Annotated in this window: 13 protein-coding genes, 1 pseudogene and 1 riboswitch; of the genes and pseudogenes, 9 read left to right on the top strand and 5 right to left on the bottom strand. The window is 74.5% G+C overall.

Going from position 1 to position 16,275, the window contains the following annotated elements; all coding sequences use genetic code 11:
- The first annotated feature begins 19 nt into the window (after positions 1 to 19).
- Complete coding sequence (locus tag ACSJD1_RS17635; RefSeq protein ID WP_438856439.1) at positions 20 to 1,264, top strand: ABC transporter permease; 1,245 nt, start codon at positions 20 to 22, stop codon at positions 1,262 to 1,264.
- 96 nt (positions 1,265 to 1,360) lie between these two features.
- Complete coding sequence (locus ACSJD1_RS17630) at positions 1,361 to 1,726, top strand: YrdB family protein (RefSeq protein ID WP_438856440.1); 366 nt, start codon at positions 1,361 to 1,363, stop codon at positions 1,724 to 1,726.
- A 62-nt stretch (positions 1,727 to 1,788) separates the two neighbouring features.
- Here the strand turns inward: ACSJD1_RS17630 and purU are convergent, their stop codons facing one another.
- On the bottom strand, positions 1,789 to 2,667 hold the full coding sequence (purU, locus tag ACSJD1_RS17625; protein ID WP_438856441.1) for a formyltetrahydrofolate deformylase: 879 nt from the start codon (positions 2,665 to 2,667) through the stop codon (positions 1,789 to 1,791).
- Between the two features lie 157 nt (positions 2,668 to 2,824).
- On the opposite strand from purU, the gene ACSJD1_RS17620 reads away from it, so the two are divergent.
- Complete coding sequence (locus tag ACSJD1_RS17620) at positions 2,825 to 4,090, top strand: MFS transporter (RefSeq protein ID WP_438856442.1); 1,266 nt, start codon at positions 2,825 to 2,827, stop codon at positions 4,088 to 4,090.
- Between the two features lie 50 nt (positions 4,091 to 4,140).
- On the opposite strand, the gene ACSJD1_RS17615 is transcribed toward ACSJD1_RS17620, so the two are convergent.
- Both ACSJD1_RS17615 and nagA read right to left on the bottom strand, forming a co-directional pair.
- Positions 4,141 to 5,586: a sigma-70 family RNA polymerase sigma factor gene (locus ACSJD1_RS17615; RefSeq protein WP_438856443.1), complete on the bottom strand. Its 1,446-nt coding sequence runs from the start codon at positions 5,584 to 5,586 to the stop codon at positions 4,141 to 4,143.
- Between the two features lie 381 nt (positions 5,587 to 5,967).
- Positions 5,968 to 7,137 carry an N-acetylglucosamine-6-phosphate deacetylase gene (gene nagA / locus ACSJD1_RS17610; RefSeq protein ID WP_438856444.1) on the bottom strand — a complete coding sequence of 390 codons (1,170 nt, stop codon included), beginning with the start codon at positions 7,135 to 7,137 and terminating at the stop codon, positions 5,968 to 5,970.
- 94 nt (positions 7,138 to 7,231) lie between these two features.
- Positions 7,232 to 7,313: riboswitch (ZMP/ZTP riboswitch) on the top strand.
- A gap of 73 nt (positions 7,314 to 7,386) precedes the next feature.
- Between nagA and glyA the strand changes: the two genes are divergently transcribed.
- The 5 genes and pseudogenes from glyA to ACSJD1_RS17585 all read left to right on the top strand — a co-directional run.
- Entirely contained in the window at positions 7,387 to 8,706 is a 1,320-nt protein-coding gene (gene glyA / locus ACSJD1_RS17605) for a serine hydroxymethyltransferase (RefSeq protein ID WP_438856445.1), read from the top strand.
- Between the two features lie 194 nt (positions 8,707 to 8,900).
- Positions 8,901 to 9,788 (top strand): bifunctional methylenetetrahydrofolate dehydrogenase/methenyltetrahydrofolate cyclohydrolase, encoded by an 888-nt coding sequence (locus ACSJD1_RS17600; protein ID WP_438856446.1) that lies wholly within the window; start codon positions 8,901 to 8,903, stop codon positions 9,786 to 9,788.
- A 98-nt stretch (positions 9,789 to 9,886) separates the two neighbouring features.
- Entirely contained in the window at positions 9,887 to 11,395 is a 1,509-nt protein-coding gene (locus ACSJD1_RS17595) for a cytidylyltransferase domain-containing protein (RefSeq protein WP_438856447.1), read from the top strand.
- A 22-nt stretch (positions 11,396 to 11,417) separates the two neighbouring features.
- Positions 11,418 to 12,290, top strand: coding sequence for an N-acetylneuraminate synthase family protein (locus ACSJD1_RS17590; protein WP_438856448.1), 873 nt, complete (start codon positions 11,418 to 11,420; stop codon positions 12,288 to 12,290).
- Positions 12,287 to 13,402, top strand: a pseudogene (locus tag ACSJD1_RS17585) (DUF6716 putative glycosyltransferase); the annotation flags it as partial. The gene ACSJD1_RS17590 and the pseudogene ACSJD1_RS17585, both read left to right, overlap by 4 nt.
- A 297-nt stretch (positions 13,403 to 13,699) precedes the next feature.
- On the opposite strand, the gene ACSJD1_RS17580 reads toward ACSJD1_RS17585, so the two are convergent.
- A complete protein-coding gene (locus ACSJD1_RS17580; RefSeq protein WP_438856449.1) occupies positions 13,700 to 14,236 on the bottom strand; it encodes a gamma carbonic anhydrase family protein in 537 nt (178 codons plus the stop codon).
- A gap of 93 nt (positions 14,237 to 14,329) precedes the next feature.
- Positions 14,330 to 15,649 (bottom strand): APC family permease, encoded by a 1,320-nt coding sequence (locus tag ACSJD1_RS17575; protein WP_438856450.1) that lies wholly within the window; start codon positions 15,647 to 15,649, stop codon positions 14,330 to 14,332.
- A gap of 125 nt (positions 15,650 to 15,774) precedes the next feature.
- Between ACSJD1_RS17575 and ACSJD1_RS17570 the strand changes: the two genes are divergently transcribed.
- Positions 15,775 to 16,266: a YbaK/EbsC family protein gene (locus ACSJD1_RS17570; RefSeq protein WP_438856451.1), complete on the top strand. Its 492-nt coding sequence runs from the start codon at positions 15,775 to 15,777 to the stop codon at positions 16,264 to 16,266.
- Positions 16,267 to 16,275: the final 9 nt, after the last annotated feature.

Here is a 16,275-nt window from a genome sequence, read left to right as displayed (position 1 = left end):
TTTTATGAAGGAGCCGCTCATGTCCTCCCACTCCACGCATCGGACGCCGATCGGCCGGGCCGTCGGCATCGGCGCCGTCCTGTCCCTCGTCGTCGGCGTCATCCTGCTCGCCTTCGCCTGGCCGTCGGTCACGGCCGAACCGAAGGACCTTCCCGTCGGCATCGTCGGGCCCGACGCGTCCGTCACACAGGTCGAGGAGCGCGTCGCCGACGAGGCCGAGGGCGCCGTGGCGCTCGAGCGGTACGACGACCGAGACGCGGCCGTCGCCGCGATCGAGCAGCGCGAGGTCTACGGCGCGATCGTCCTCGGCGACCAGCCGACCGACGCGCCCGAGGTGCTCACCGCGACCGCCGCGAGCCCCGTGGTCGCGCAACTCCTGAACGGTCTCGCGACCCAGCTGCAGGCCGGCATCGACGCCCAGGTGCAGGCGGCGCTGCCCGCGCAGCTCCAGCAGGTCGTCCAGGCCGCCGTTCAAGCGGCGATGCAGGCGGCCGCGACCGGCCAGCCGGTCGACGGATCGGCCGCAACGTCGCTTCCGGAGCTCCCGCAGGTCACGGTGACGGTCACTGACATCGTGCCGCTCGCCGACTCCGACCCGCGCGGCACCGGTCTCGCCGCAGCGATGTTCCCGCTCGTGATCGGCGGCATGCTCGGCGGCATCGCGATCTCGCTCACCGTGATCGGCGCGATGCGGCGCGTCGTCGCGGTCGTCGCGTACTCGGTCGCCGGCGGGCTCGTGCTCACCGGCATCCTGCAGGGCTGGTTCGGCGCCCTCCAGGGCGAATACTGGCTGAACGCCTCGGCCATCGCGCTCGCCATGGCGGCGATCGCGGCCCCGATCACCGGGCTCGTGGCACTCATCGGCCGTGCGGGCATCGCCGTCGGCGCAGTGCTCTTCGTGCTCGTCGGCAACCCGCTCTCGGCCGCCGCCGTCCCGGTCGAGTTTCTGCTCGCACCGTGGGGCGCGATCGGTCAGTGGATGCCGCCGGGGGCCGCCGGCACGCTGCTGCGCGACCTCAGCTACTTCCCCGACGCGCCGACGGCCTTCCCGTGGCTCGTGCTCGCGACGTGGGCCGCGGTGGGCATCCTCCTCTCGCTCATCGGCCACTTCCGCACCGCCGGCGGCGCCGAGCCCGACGACGAGGCGGCGCACGCCGACGAGGAGCTCGCCGAGGACCGGGCACGCACTGCGGCGACGGACGACGCCTCGAGCGAGACCGAGACCGGCGTGCCCGCCGGCCGCGACGCGACACCCGTGGGCTGAGGCTCGAGGCGCCTCAGGTCGGCCTGACGCCGTGGCATCCCCCTTCGTGGATGCCGCGGCGTCGGCGCTCGGCGGGCGCGGTTAGGCTTGAACCTCGTGAACGATGCCACCCCCGAGCCGACCCCGAAGGTCGGCGCCAACGACCTGCTGCGCTTCCTGCTCGAGATCTTCGCGATCGTGACGCTCGGCATCTTCGGGTTCGCCGCGTTCCCGCTGCCCTGGCCCGGCGTGCTCCTCGGCATCGGACTGCCGCTTCTCGCGATCCTGCTCTGGGGGCTCTTCCGCTCGCCGAAGGCGGTCTTCCAGGTCGACCCGTTCGTCAAGGCGCTCGTCGAGATCGCCGTGTTCTCGACGGCCGCGATCGCGTGGTGGATCATGGGCCAGCCCGTCGTGGCCGTCGTGTTCGCCGTCGTCGCCGCGGTCAGCGGCGTCATCAACGGCCGCCGCGAGCTCCGCGACTGACGCCTCGGCGGCCGGGCGGCGCGAGGCGGCGGCGCGTCTCGAGGACCCCGCCCGGCCCGCGCTCAGCGGAAGATGACCGTGCGCTGCCCGTCGAGCAGCACCCGGCGCTCGGCGAACCACTTCACCGCCTGCGAGAGCGTGCGGCTCTCCTCGTCCTGGCCGATCGCCACGAGCTCCGCGACCGAGCGCGAGTGCTCCACGCGCACGACGTTCTGCTCGATGATCGGGCCCTCGTCGAGGTCGCTCGTCACGAAGTGCGCCGTGGCGCCGATGAGCTTCACGCCGCGGGCGTGCGCCTGACGGTACGGGTTCGCGCCCTTGAAGCCCGGCAGGAACGAGTGGTGGATGTTGATGCATCGCCCGGCGAGCGCGTCGCAGAGCTCGGGGGAGAGGATCTGCATGTAGCGCGCGAGCACGACGAGCTCGATGTCGTGCTCGTCGACCGCCTCGAGTATGCGGCGCTCGAACTCCGCCTTGGCCTCGGGCGAGGTCACGGGCGCGGACTCGAACGGCACGCCGTAGAAGTCGACGAGATCCCGGAGCGTGCCGTGGTTGGAGAGGACGAGCGGGATCTCGACCGGCAGCTGCCCGCCGCGCTGCCGGAAGAGCAGGTCGTTGACGCAGTGGCCCGCGGTCGAGGCGAGCACGAGCGTGCGGAGCGGGCGACCGACCTCGTCGAGGTGCAGGTCCATGTTCCAGCGTTCGATCACGGGTGCGAGCGCGGCCTCGAACTCGGTGCGGTCGGCGGGCGACTCGACCTGCACGCGCATGAAGAAGCGCCCGGTGTCGTGGCTCGCGAACTGCTGGCTCTCGGTGATGTTGCCGCGCGCCGCGACGATCGCACCGCTCACCGCATGCACGATCCCGGGCCCGTCGGTGCAGCTCAGCGTGACGACCCAATGGGACAGGTGCGGGCTGTGCGGCTCGGCCTCCGTGCTCATCGGGACAGCGTACCGCCCGGCGAATACGCAGGTGCGCCCCGCTACACTGGGTGGCGGTCGTGCGGACACCGTCGGCCCCGGGCGCGCACGTGAGCGCGTAGTCGACCCGCAGCAGGCTATGCCGCTCTCGCGGGGAACGCCGTCGGATGACTTCCTCATGCCGATCACCTCTTCGTCGCGCGCCGTCGCGACCGCCATGCCCTGGCGCGCGCTCGTCGCACTCGCCGCGGCCGTCTTCCTGTCCATCACCATCGAGATGCTGCCCACCGGGTTGCTCCCCGAGATGAGCGCCGAGCTGGGCGTCGGTGCGCCCCTCGTGGGCCTGCTCGTCTCGGTCTTCGCCTTCACGGTCGTCGTGACCTCGACTCCGCTCACCGCACTGCTGAAGCGGGTACCCCGGCGCACGCTCATCACGATCGTGCTCGTCGTGCTCGGCCTCTCGACCGCGGCCTCCGCGCTCGTACCCGACTACGGCCAGCTGGTCGCCGTCCGCGTCGTCGGCGGCGTCGCGCACGGCCTGTTCTGGGCGCTCGTCGGCGCCTACCCCGCTCGACTCGTCGCGGAGCAGCATCTCGGGCGAGCCGTCTCCGTCGTGCTCGGCGGCGGCACCCTCGCGCTCATCGCGGGCGTGCCGCTCGCGACCGCGCTCGGCCAGGCGGTGGGTTGGCGCTGGGCGTTCGGCGTGGTCGCCGTGCTCACGCTCGCGGGCGCCGTCGTCGTGCGCGCGGTGCTGCCGGGGGATGCCCCGACCCGGCGATCGGCGACGGGCGAGGCAGGTTCCGCCGACGCGGCGGCGAGCCGGACCGTCACGGGCGCGATCGAGGCCGTGAGCTCAACCAACGGTCGGCGCGGCATGCGGGGCGTCGTCGCCGTCGGCGTCGTCACCGCGATCGTCATGATCGGCCAGTACGCCGCCCTCACCTACGTCGCCCCGCTGCTCACCGACGTCGTCGGCGCCTCGTCGGCGGCCGTCGCGCCGCTGCTGTTCGCGTCGGGTCTCGCCGGCGCGGTCGGCCTCCTCGTCGCCGGCAGTCCGATCGCGCGCGACAGCGTCCGCGCGCTCGTCGGGGCCATGCTGCTGCTGGCCGTGGCACTGCTCGTGATCGCCGCCGAGCCCGGGCTGTGGCCCGCGATCGTCGCCTACACCGTGTGGGGCTTCGCCTTCGGCGCGATCCCTCCGCTGCTGCAGACCCGGCTGCTGCAGGCCGCGCCGGCCGATCGGCGGGACGCCGCGAGCGCGCTCTACACGACCGCGTTCAACGTCGGCATCGGCGGTGGCGCGCTCGTCGGCGCGGTGCTGTTCGATGCGGTGGGCATCGGCGCGGTGCCGGTGGCCTACGCGGTGCTGCTCGTCGTCGCCATGCTCGTCGTGGTGCGCTCCACGCGTGCGGAGCGCGCTCGCGCGCGCGTCGTCGAGGCGTAGCTCCACCCGAACGGTCACCGCGCCTCGACCGGCGTCGGGCGGGGCGGGGCTCAGGCGTACTGCGCGCTCGCGGTCCACTTGTGGTTGGCCGGCGCGAGGAGCTCCAGGACCGCGCCTCCGGCGTCGTCGAGCACGACGGTCGCGAACGGCAGTCCGTCCGCGAGCAGCTCGACCTCGGCCCCCGGCTCGCCCGTGAGCGCCAGCGTCAGGCTCGAGCCGTGCGCGGCGACGACGAGGTCGAGTCCTGCGCGGGCCTGCGGTTCGGGCTCGGGCTCGGGCTCGACGACCGGCTGGGGTTCGACGACGGCGGAGGGTGCCGGTGCGGCCGCGGGCGCGGCCGGGGGCGCGGCCTCGACGGGCGGCTCGGCGGGCTCGATCGCCGCCGGTTCGTCGGCCGGAGGCGCCGGCGGGGGCTCCGGCACCGCGACGGCGGGCCCGGGATCGGCCGGCGCCTCGGCGGCGACCGCCGTCGATCCGCGGTCGGTGGAGGCGTCCGTCGGCGCGGCCTGCGGCAGCACGAGCAGGGTGACCGCCGTGGCGGCGACGAGCATCGCGCCGCCGACCCCGGCGCCGACGGAGACCGCCGCACCCGTCCCAGAGGCCCCGGCGGCTCCGGCCGCGCCGGTGCCGGACCCCGCCGTCGCGGTGCCGGTGGTGCCGACCGCACCCGCCGCGGTGCCGGCGGCGCCCGCCGCCGAGGTCGCGACCGGTGCGGCCGTACCGAGCCATGCCGAGTACGCCGTGGCCGCGGCCGACCCGGCGGCGAGGGGAAGCAGCACGAACGCGAGCCGCATGCCGACCTCGCGGGCCTCGGCGGCCACGACCGGGCAGGTCGCGCAGCCGTCGAGATGCGCCTCGACCTTCACCGTGTCGCGTCGACGCAGTCGCCCGCGCATGTACGCACCGAGCCGGTCGACCGTCCAGCCGCACTCGGGTTCGAGGTGGGCGTCGGCGAGGTGCGCGCGGATCCACTGCTGCCGGAGGCCCTCGCGCGCGCGATACGCGAGCGCGGCGGTCGCGTTCGCGCTCATCCCGAGCAGGGGCGCGATCTGCTGCGGCGACATCCGCTCGACCTCGGAGTACCAGAGCACCTCCTGCCAGCGCTCCGGCAGCGCGCGGAACGCCTTCGCGGTCGTGGATCGATCGAGCGCCTCGATCGCGGCGACATCGCCGGTCGTCGGATCCTCCACCGACTCGAGGTCGTCGAGGGCCGCCTCGCGGTTGGCTCGGCCCCAACTCGCGGCGGTGTTCCGGATCGTGGCGAACAGGTACGGACGGAAGGCCCCGTGCGGGCCCTTGCCCGACCGGATCGCGTCGAAGGTCCGGGTGAACGCCTCGGCAACGAGGTCGTCGGCGTCGAGCGACGTGTGCGACCGCGCGAGGGTGCGAGCGGATGCCTCGTGGCGCCGCCAGAGCTCGGCATACGCGTCGCGATCTCCCCGGCGGGTCGCCGCGATCAGGTCGGCGTCGGCGGGCGCGGAGCGGGGTGGGGTCACCTACCTCGTCCTCCTCGTTCGGGCGCGCTCGCGCGGGGCGCACGCGATGCCCTCGGGTGCCGGCGATCCGCGCCGGACGGGTTGCTCTGCGCTTCCGCTCATTCAAGCGGATGGGCGCCGGATCGACGAAACGCGGGATCCGAGGCTCGGCTTCTGCGCGCGGATCGTGCGAAGTCGCGTCATGATCCGGCGGAGCCGACGTCTCTCAAGGTGAGTGGCCGCGCACCGGGGAAGGGCCGGGTGGCCGCTCGGGTCCGAGTGGACCGTGCGGGGGCGCGCGGAACGGCGAGGCGGGACGGAGCGAGGGGCGAAGGGGAACAGGCCCCCCGCTCCGCCCGGGCGAAGCCGCCGGGGCCGGGCGGCCGCAGGTCGCGTCGTGCGTCAGGCGAGGCGGGCGCCCGCGCCCCAGACCGCTGCGACCGCGAGGTCGTCTGTGAGCAGCACCGCGTCGGCGGCGAAGCCGACGTCGAGCCGGCCGAGGTCGCCCGCCCGCCCGATCGCGGAGGCCGGCGTGACGGTGAGCGCCCCGACCGCCTCGTGCAGCGGAATGCCCGAATCGACCACGGCCCGGCGGAGTGCCTCGTCCGGGGTGAGGGTCGATCCGGCGATCGCGCCGGTGTCGACGAGCCGGGCCACGCCGTCGCGCACGTCGACCGAGAGCGATCCGAGCACGTACCCGCCGTCGGCCGCCCCGGTCGCGGCCATCGCGTCGGTCACGAGGGCGACCCGCCCCGGCGCCCCCGCGAAGGCCAGGCGCACGACGTCGGGGTGCACGTGCACCCCGTCGCCGATCACCTCGAGCGTCACGTGGTCGGCGTGCATGGCCGCGACCACGGGGCCGGGCGCGCGATGGTGGATGCCGCGCATGCCGTTGAACGCGTGCGTCAGGATCGATGCGCCGGCGTCGAAGGCGCGGAGCGCGGTCTCGAAGTCGGCGCCCGTGTGGCCGACGGCGACGGCGACGTCCGCCTCGACGAGGCGCGCGATCGCCGCCGCCGCGCCCGCGTGCTCGGGCGCGATCGTGATCTGCCGGAGCGTGCCGTCGGCCGCCTCGAGCAGCCGGTCGAGTGCGTCGTCATCGGCCGTGCGGAGCATCGACGGGTCGTGCGCGCCGCGGAACTCGTGGTCGAGGAAGGGGCCCTCGAGGTGGGCGCCGAGCACGAGGGGATCGGATGCCGCGACTGCGGCGATCGCGCGGAGCCGATCGGCGAGCACGTCGACGGGGGCCGTCACGAGCGAGCAGACGCTCCGGGTCGTGCCGTGCGCGCGGTGCACGGCGAGCCCGGCACGGATGGCGTCGACGCCGTCGTCGAAGGCCGCGCCGCCCGCGCCGTGGCAGTGGATGTCGACGAATCCGGGCGTGAGCCAGCGGCCCGCGGCATCCGTCACCTCGGCCTCGCCGGCCCGCACCGCCGGCGCATCGCGCCAGGTCTCGCCGATGCCGCGGCCCGCGATCCGGTCGCCCTCGAAGCGCACCCACGCGTCCGGGACGGTGTCGCCGCCCGACACGATGCGGGCGGAGTGGACGACGGTCGTCGGCGCGGTGGTCACCGGGCCACGATATCGCCGCGGACGGCCCGGCCGACCGGTCGCGCGACCGGCCGCGTCATCCGCGGCGTGGGCTCGCGGCTTCCGTTGCTATGCTTGGCGGCGTCGCGACTGGCGTTGAGATGGGTGACCATCGGGGAGCGACTGGCACGGACCGACCGCACGCCTGGGCCGGTACGCGAGGCCTCGGGGCGCGAGTCGCGCACGAGGCGATTTCCGCAGGTCCGCATGTCATCCCGAAGGAGCCATCCATTGGCTGAGTCACTCACCACCGACGCCCCCGCCGCTGCAGTCGCGGGCGCCGAGTCCGTCTTCAACCAGCCCCTCGCGCAGGTCGACCCCGAGATCGCGGAGGTGCTCGAACTCGAGCTGAACCGCCAGCGCACCACGCTCGAGATGATCGCGAGCGAGAACTTCGTGCCCGTCTCGGTGCTGCAGTCGCAGGGCTCGGTGCTCACCAACAAGTACGCCGAGGGCTACCCGGGCCGCCGCTACTACGGCGGCTGCGAGTTCGTCGACGTCGCCGAGAACCTCGCGATCGCGCGCGCGAAGAGCCTCTTCGGCGCCGAGTACGCCAACGTGCAGCCCCACTCGGGCGCGACCGCGAACGCCGCCGTCCTGTCCGCCATCGCGACGCCCGGCGACACGATCCTCGGCCTCGAGCTCGCGCACGGCGGCCACCTCACCCACGGCATGAAGCTGAACTTCTCGGGCAAGCTCTACAACGCCGTCGCGTACGGCGTCGACCCCGAGAGCTTCCAGGTCGACATGGACGTGGTGCGCGACAAGGCGCTCGAGCACAAGCCCCAGGTCATCATCGCCGGCTGGTCGGCCTACCCGCGCCAGCTCGACTTCGCCGCGTTCCGCGAGATCGCCGACGAGGTCGGCGCGAAGCTCTGGGTCGACATGGCGCACTTCGCCGGGCTCGTGGCCGCGGGCCTGCACCCGAACCCCGTGCCGCACGCGGATGTCGTCTCCTCGACCGTGCACAAGACGATCGGCGGCCCGCGCTCTGGCTTCATCCTGTCGCGCGACATGGAACTGGCGAAGAAGCTCAACTCCAACGTCTTCCCCGGCCAGCAGGGCGGCCCGCTCATGCACGTGATCGCCGCGAAGGCGACCGCGTTCAAGATCGCGGCGTCCGAGGAGTTCCGCGACCGGCAGGAGCGCACGCTGAGCGGTGCGCGCATCCTGGCCTCGCGCCTCGTGGCGGACGACTCGCGCGCCGCGGGCGTCGACGTGCTCACCGGCGGCACCGACGTGCACCTCGTGCTCGCCGACCTCCGCACCTCCGAGCTCGACGGCCAGCAGGCCGAGGACCGCCTGCACGAGGTCGGCATCACCGTGAACCGCAACGCGGTGCCGTTCGACCCGCGCCCGCCGATGGTCACCTCGGGCCTGCGCATCGGCACGCCGGCGCTCGCGACCCGCGGCTTCGGTGACGCCGAGTTCACGGAGGTCGCCGACGTCATCGCGCTCGCCCTGCAGGCGAACCCGGATGTCGCGGCGCTCCGTTCGCGCGTCGAGGCGCTGACCGCGGCGTTCCCGCTCTACCCGGGTCTGCAGCAGTAGCCCTCGGCCGACGCCCCGGGGCGGGCGGCCGCTCGCCCCGGGGCCCGGCCCGATCCACCGCATCCCGCCGGCGACCGTCGATCGGTTCGCCTGCACAGCGGAGGAACTCCGGTGCAACACGCCGCACACCGGCATCCGCCCACCGGCGTGTCGCACCGAAGTTCCTCCCGTACCAGCTCGGAAAGGCTCCCGAAATGACCGCCATCACCCTCGACGGCGTCGCGACCGCGTCGGCCGTGAAGTCGGAGCTCGCCTCGCGCATCACCGACCTGCGCTCGAACGGCATCGTGCCGGGCCTCGGCACCCTGCTCGTCGGCGACGACCCCGCCTCGCGGTCGTACGTCGCCGGCAAGCACCGCGACTGCGCCGAGGTCGGCATCGAGTCGATCCGCGTCGACCTGCCGGCGTCGGCGACCTCCGCCGACGTGCGCGCCGCGATCCGCGACCTCAACTCGGCGCGCGAGGTCACCGGGTACATCGTGCAGCTGCCCCTGCCGACGGGCCACGACGAGAACGCCATGCTCGAGCTCATCGACCCCGACAAGGACGCCGACGGGCTGCACCCCACGAACCTCGGCCGCCTCGTGCTCGGCATCGAGGGCGACCTGCACTCGCCGCTGCCGTGCACGCCGGCGGGCATCGTCGAGCTGCTCCAGCGCTACCAGGTCCCGATCCGCGGTCGGCACGTGACCGTCATCGGCCGCGGGCTCACCGTCGGTCGCCCGCTCGGCCTGCTCTTCACGCGCAAGGGCCTCGATGCCACGGTCACCCTCACGCACTCCCGCACCCAGGACCTCGCCGGTGAGGTCGCCCGCGCCGACATCGTGGTCGCGGCCGTCGGCGTGCCGCACATGGTCAAGCCCGAGTGGGTGCAGCCGGGCGCCGCGGTGCTCGACGTCGGCATCACGCGCGTCGCCGACGAGGAGACGGGCAAGGGCAGGCTGACCGGCGACGTCGACCCGGCGGTCGCCGAGGTCGCCGGCCACCTCTCGCCGAACCCCGGGGGCGTCGGCCCGATGACCCGGGCGATGCTGCTCGCGAACGTCGTGAAGGCCGCGGAGATCAAGCTGCACGGCCGCTGAGGCGGGCAGCGCCTGCCGCAGCATCTGTCAGCCTGAACGTCGTCGGTCGTTCACCGCGCGTGCACCCCGCGTACGCGTCGCCCGCTTAGCTTCGCGGCATGAGCCGCAGCGACTCCATCGAGGCCACCGCCGCCGGCGCGGCCGATTCGGGATCCGCCCGGGACGGCGAGGGCGCGTCGGGGGACCGCGCCGCCCGCACCGGGCAGGGCCCTGCCGCGACCGGCGGCGGTTCGCCGGCCGCCGCCGTGCGCGCCGTCGCGATCATCCCGGCCAGGGGCGGGTCGCAGGGCCTGCCCGGCAAGAACGTGGCACGCGTCGGGGGAGTGCCGCTCGTGGCCAGGGCCGTGCACGCCGCCCTCGCCGCGGAGCGCATCGGGCGCGTCGTCGTGACCACCGACGACGAGGAGATCGCGGATGCCGCGCGCGGCGCCGGCGCCGAGGTCGTCGCCCGCCCGGCCGAACTCGCGAACGCCACGGCGTCGAGCGAGTCGGCGCTGCTGCACGCGATCGATGCGCTCGTGCGCGAGCCGGGCTCGGCCGACGAGCCCCCGGAGCACGAGGTCACCGTGTTCATCCAGGCCACCTCCCCGTTCATCGACCCCGCCGACCTCGACGCGGCCGTCGCGCGGGTCGCGTCGGGCGAACGCGACGTGGTCTTCGCCGCCACCCCGACCCACGGATTCCTGTGGCGAGAGCGGGCCGACGATGCCGACGGTGCGAGCGCGGTCGGTGTGAACCACGACCCGACGAACCGGCCGCGACGGCAGGACCGGGAGCAGGAGTTCCTCGAGACCGGTGCGTTCTACGTGTTCCGAACCGACGGCTTCCTCCTCGCCGGGCACCGCTTCTTCGGACGGATCGGCATCCAGCGCGTCCACCCCGACACCGCGATCGAGATCGACGACGCCGCCGACCTCGCCCGCGCCCGCGTGCTCGCACCGCGCATCGACCGTCGGCTCGCGGGCGGCATCGCCGCCTCGCTCGCCCGCCGCGAGGGTGCGGCGTGGGTCGCCGACCCGCGCCATCCGTTCATCGACGTCGACGCCGTCGTGACCGACTTCGACGGCGTGCACACCGACGACACCGCCGCGGTCGACGAGCTCGGGCGCGAGTCGGTGCGCGTCAGTCGGGCCGACGGGCACGGTGTGGCCCGCCTGCGCGACGCCGGCATCCCCGTGCTGATCCTGTCCGCCGAGGCGAACCCGGTCGTCACCCGGCGCGCGGAGAAGCTCGGGGTCGACGTCATCCAGGGGCTGACCGACAAGGGCACCGCGCTCCGCGAGTGGGCGGCGGCCCGCGGCATCCGCCTCGACCGCATCGCCTACCTCGGCAACGACCGGGGCGACATCCCCGCGCTCGACCTCGCGGGCTGGCCGCTCGCCGTCCCGGACGCGGCACCGGACGCGCTCGAGCGCTCCCGTCACGTGCTCGAGCAGCACGGCGGCCACGGCGCGGTGCGCGAACTCGCCGAGCTCGTGCTCGCCGCGCGCGAGGCCAAGCTCGGCTCCGGCGCCTCCGACCTCGTGCGCGAGTCGCACGAGCTCGAGCCCGCGCACCCCAGTCGCGAACAGCGCGAGGCCATCGCCACGGCGTCCTCCGCGTCCTGACCACCCACGAAAGCGAGCCACCATGTCCGTGCGCATCGGCCACGCCGCCATCGGCGAGTACGACCCCGTCTACGTCATCGCCGAGATCGGCCTCAACCACAACGGCGACGTCGAGATCGCCAAGCGGCTCATCGAGGTCGCCGCGCACGCCGGTGCGCAGGCCGTGAAGTTCCAGAAGCGCACGCCCGACCTCTCGACGCCCGAGCACATGAAGCCGATGCCGCGCGAGACGCCGTGGGGCACCATGACCTACCTCGAGTACCGTCACCGCGTCGAGTTCGGGCGCGACGAGTACGCCGAGGTCGCCCGCCACGCCGCCCTGCACGGCCTCGACTGGTTCGCGTCGCCGTGGGACGCGCCGGCCGTCGCCGACCTCGAGTCCTACGGCGTCGTCGCCCACAAGATCGCGTCGGCCTCGGTCACCGACCTCGAGCTCCTCGAGGCGGTCCGCGACACGGGCAAGCCCGTGATCCTCTCGACCGGCATGTCGACGCTCGACGAGATCGATCGCGCGGTCGCGGTGCTCGGCACCGAGCGCCTCGTGATGATGCACGCCACGTCGAGCTACCCGATGCCGTCTGAGGAGGCGAACCTCCTGATGATCCCGTCGCTGAAGCGTCGTTACCCCGGCGTCCCGGTCGGCTACTCGGGCCACGAGCGCGGCCTGCAGATCTCGATCGCCGCGGTCGCGCTCGGCGCGGTCGCCGTCGAGCGCCACATCACGCTCGACCGCACCATGTGGGGCTCCGATCATTCGGCCTCGCTCGAGCCGCAGGGGCTGGAGCACCTCGTGCGCGACATCCGCATCATCGGCGAGGCGCTCGGCGACGGCGTGAAGCGCGTCTACCCGGGCGAGGAGGCCCCGAAGGCCAAGCTCCGCCGGGTGCTCGCGTGACGGAGGGCCGCCCCGCCGGCGTCGCGAGCGCCCCGGCGACGGATGCCGCGGGGCGGCGCCTGCTCGTCGTCGGCGACGCCGACTCCTACGTGAAGTGGGGCGCGGCGCTCGCCTCGACGCTGCCCGGGGAGTGGACGTCGCGACTCGTCGTCGTCGCCTCGCCCGTGCAGCCGAGCCCACGCCAGCTCGAGCACGCCCTCGACGGGACGCGCTTCGCACCGGCCGACGTGCGCATCGTGCCGCTCGACGGGCGCGACGGTTCGCCAGGCCTCGACGACGAACTCGACGACTTCGACCCGCACGCGGTGCTGCTCGCGCTGCGCGGGCCGTTCGTGCGCGTCGTCGCCCCGCGGATCCTCCGGCGCCGGAACCGCCCGGCGCTCGTGAGCGGCTTCCCCGGCCTCACCATCCCGGCCGTGCCGAAGGCCGTCGTCTACCGCGAGCAGACCGACCTGATCGTGCTGCACAGCCGGCGCGAGGTGCGCGAGTTCCGCGAGAACGCCGCCGAACTCGGCGTCGACCGCATGTTCGGGCTCGCGACGCTGCCCTTCCTCTCGGCGGCCGGGGCGGATGCCGTCGGACCGGGCGGCACGGACGTGATCTTCGCCGCGCAGGCCAAGGTGCCGTCCGAGCGGGCGGACCGCGTGCACGTGCTCGTCGCGCTCGCCGAACTCGCCCGGCGGCAGCCCGATCGGCGCGTCGTCGTGAAGGTCCGCGCTCGAGCGGGCGAGGCGCAGACCCACGCCGAGGCGCACGACTACGCCGACCTCCTGCGCGAGCTCCCCGACACCGGGTCGCGCGTCGGCGACGCGGACGCCGTCCCGCCGAACCTCGTCGTCGAGGACGGTCCCATGGCCGCCCACCTCGAGCGAGCCGGCTCGCTCGTGACGGTCAGCTCCACGGCCGCGCTCGAGTCGGTCGCGCTCGGCATCCCGACGCTGCTCATCGACGACTTCGGCGTCTCGCCCGCGATGATCAACACCGTGTTCGAAGGCGCCGGGCTGTTCGGCTCGACGACGGACCTCGCGGCCGGGCGCTTCCGCCGCGCCGACGGGGCGTGGCTCGCGGACAACTACTTCCACGGGCGCGACGCCGACGACTGGGCGTCACGACTGGCCGCGCTCGTCGAAGCGCGCGAGATCGTGCCGCTCGCGCCGCTCGTGCGCACGCGCAACCTCTCGGGCGGGGCGCTGCGGTCGGCGTTCGAACGGCGACGCATGCTGGGCGGGCACGACCGCAGCCTGTCGGGCGCGCTCGCCTGGGGCGTCGGCGTCCCGGCGCGGGGCGTCGTCCGCCGGGTGCGGCGCGCGCGGCGCCGGATCGCGCGGCTGTGGTCTGGCGCGGGCCGGCCCGCCTCGGGTGCCGGCGCGGCGATCAGCGAATCGGGCGCCGCGGAGGCCGCCGCCCGCTCAGTCGACGGGAGCGGTGTGCAGCGCGACGTGCGCCAGGTAGGCCTCGGCGTTGCGCCGGATGCCCGCCTGCTCGTCGGCGGTGAGCTCGCGGCGGACCTTGCCGGGCACGCCCGCGACGAGCGAGCCGGGCGGCACGACGGTGCCCTCGAGCACCACGGCGCCGGCCGCGACGAGTGACCCGCGGCCGATCACGGCGCCGTTGAGGATCGTCGCACCCATGCCGATGAGGCAGTCGTCCTCGACCGTGCAGCCGTGCAGCACCGCACGGTGGCCGACCGAGACCCCCTCGCCGATCACGACGGGGTAGCCGGAGTCGACGTGGCAGACCACGCCGTCCTGCAGGTTGGAGCGCTCGCCGAGGCTGATCGGCTCGGCCTCCGCACGCAGCACCGCGTTGTACCAGACGCTCGATCGCGCGGCGAGTCGCACCTGCCCGACGATGACGGCGCCGAGGGCCACGAAGGCGCTCGGCTCGAGCTCGGGGGCCGGGACGTCGGCGATGGTCAGGATGCGGGCTGAGGGATCGGCGCTCATGCCGCCAGCCTATTCCCGGGCCGCGATCGAGCGGATGCCGTCCGCACCGTCGCGGGGCAGGAGCGGTGCAGTCGGCATCCTCTCGATACCGGGCTAGTCCTCAGGAGGGCCGGAGCGCCGCCCGACGGCGAGACGGATGCCGCGCACCGCGCCGCCGACGGCGAAGACGGCGACGCCCGCCGCGATCGACGCCGCCGGGAGCGTGACGACGAGCGCGACGCATCCGATCGCGCCGAACCACGAGAGCCACCGCGGCACGAGCCGCTCGCCGGCCGGCTGGGTGATCGCGGACGCGTTGGCGACGAGGTAGTAGACCAGCACGCCGAACGACGAGAACCCGATCGCTCCGCGGAGATCGGCCACGAGCAGCAGCACGATCACGGCGACGCCCGTCGCGATCTCGGCGACGTGCGGCACGCCGAACCGCGGATGCACCGATGCGAGCGGGCGGGGGAGCTCGCCGTCGCGCGCCATCGCGAGGCTCGTGCGCCCGACTCCCGCGACGAGCGCGAGCAGCGAACCGAGCGCGGCCACCCCGGCCGCGGCGCGCACCACGGGCTCGGCCCAGATCCATCCGGCGACCGCCACGACGTCGACGAGCGGGGCCGCGGATGCCGCGAGCGCGTCGGGCCCGAGCGCCCCGACCGCGGCCGTGCCGACGAGCGCGTACACGACGACGACGACCGCGAAGGCGATGCCGATCGCGCGGGGGATCGTCCGTCGGGGTTCGCGCACCTCCTCGCCGAGCGTCGCGATGCGCGCGTACCCGGCGAACGCGAAGAAGACCAGGGCTGCGGCCTGCAGCACCCCGTAGACGCCGAGCGCGCCGGGCGCGGCATCCGTCGACGGCAGGGCGGCCACCGATGCGGTCGCGCCGACGCCCCAGCCGACGCCCGCGACCGCAGCGAAGCCCGCGGCGACGACCACGACGAGTACCGCGAGCACGGCCGAGACGATCACCGAGGCGACCCGCGCGGTGCGCGTGACGCCGAGCACGTTGACGCCGACGAGCACCACGACCGCGACGATCGCGACGGGCTTCTGCCACGCGGGCGGCACGAGGTACGCCGCGGCGGTGAGCGCCATCGCGGCGCAGCTCGCGGTCTTGCCGATGACGAACCCCCACCCGGCGAGGAAGCCCGGCCAGGCGCCGAGCCGCTCCCGGCCGTACCGGTACGCGCCGCCCGACTCCGGGTGGCGGACCGCGAGCTGCGCCGTCGAGCCGGCGTTCGCGAACGCGACGGACGCCGCGATGGCGAGCCCGGCGAGCAGCAGGCCGCCCGCGGCCTGCGCCGCCGGCCCCCACACCGCGAAGACGCCCGCGCCGATCATCGCCGCGAGCCCGATGGCGACCGCGCCACGGAGCCCGAGACGTCGCGCGAGCCGATCGGGGGGCGGGCCGGAGCTGGTCACGCTCGAACCCTACGGCAGCGCGGCGAGCGCACGGGGCACCCGCCGGTCGTCGCTCGGGCGGGCGGCATCCGAGGCACCTGCTCCCGACGACGGATGCCGCGGCATCCGCTCGTAGGATCGAGGGCATGACCGCCGAGCCGACCGCCCCCTCGCACGCCGCCGTCGACCGCGTCGCCGCCGCGCTCGCCGCAGACGGGATCGAGCCGCGCATCGTGTGGTTCGACGACGCCGTGACCACCGCGAAGCTCGCCGCCGAGGCGCTCGGCATCGAGGTGGGCCAGATCGCGAACTCGCTGGTCTTCACACTCGACGACGAGCCGATCCTCGTGCTCACCTCGGGCGCGCACCGCGTGGACACCGAGTGGCTCGGCGCCGAGCTCGGCGGCACGATCGGGCGCGCGTCGAAGGAGGTCGTGAAGGCCGCGACCGGCCAGGTCATCGGCGGGGTCGCACCGGTGGGCCACCCTGAGCCGGTGCGCACCTTCGTCGACGTCGACCTCGCCGCCTACGACGAGGTCTGGGCCGCCGCGGGGCATGCGAAGACGGTGTTCCCGACGACCTTCGACGAGCTCGTGCGCATCACCGGCGGCACGCCGACGGCGGTCGAGCCGAACTGAGGTCGCGCG

The organism is Agromyces excoecariae (assembly GCF_051715505.1).
Taxonomy (GTDB): Bacteria; Actinomycetota; Actinomycetes; order Actinomycetales; family Microbacteriaceae; genus Agromyces.
Note: the sequence above shows the minus strand (reverse complement) of the source record. Positions and strands in the feature narration are given on the sequence as shown.